Here is an 881-nt window from a genome sequence, read left to right on the forward strand (position 1 = left end):
TCTATGTCTCCAGCCTGCGCGACACCCAAGTCGAGGCCTTCCTGCGAAAAGCCGTCGCCCAGCATCGCCCAGCCGCCATCCTGACCGCCACCGCTTTCGCCAGTGGCGCCGAGCCCGGTGCGGAAACTCTGTTCGACACGTTCGGCCTGCCTGTCTTCCAGATCGTCACCGCCACGACCCGCCGTGAAGCGTGGGAAAGCGGCCAGCGCGGCCTCGCGCCGGCCGATCTCGCCATGCATGTCGTGCTGCCTGAACTCGACGGCCGCATTCTCGCGGGCGCCATTTCCTTCAAGGAGCCCGGTCTGCTGCCCGGTTCGGCACAGATCAACCGTCCGGAACCCGACCGCGTCGCTCACGTAGCCCAGCGCATCGCCAATTTCCTGCGCTTGGCGAGGACCCCGCCGGCCGAGCGCAAGATCACAATCCTCCTGCCGGATTATCCCGGGGCCGCCGGTCGCACCGGCTATGCCGTGGGCCTTGATGTTCCGGCAAGCGTGCTTGCGATGCTCGCGGACCTGCGGGCAGCCGGCTACACGGTGGCGGACATTCCCGAGCTTCCGCGCGAGCTCATGCAGCATCTTCAAAGCTCGCGCCAATATATTGATGTTGATGAATATAAGAGCTTTCTTAAAGAAATACCTGAAGTCGCTCAAAATCATCTGACCGCCACCTGGGGCGAGCCTGAAACGGAGGCCGACGAGGACCGGTTCGGTTTCCGCGCACTGCGCTTCGGCAATGTCACCGTCGCGCTTGCGCCCGATCGCGGCCGCTCGGCCGATCGCCGCGCCGACTATCACGATCCCGCTCTGCCGCCACGCCACGCGCTCGTCGCCTTCGGCTTCTGGATGCGCGAAGTGCTGAGCACCCACGCCATCATCCAT

At 64.9% G+C, this 881-nt stretch carries 1 protein-coding gene; it reads left to right on the top strand.

The window, feature by feature from the left end; translation table 11 throughout:
• The coding region (locus RTX98_RS19985; RefSeq protein ID WP_312798627.1) for a cobaltochelatase subunit CobN at nucleotides 1-881 on the top strand (881 nt) is incomplete at both ends.

The sequence above is a fragment of the Tianweitania sp. genome, from assembly GCF_032053605.1.
GTDB lineage: Bacteria > Pseudomonadota > Alphaproteobacteria > Rhizobiales > Rhizobiaceae > Tianweitania.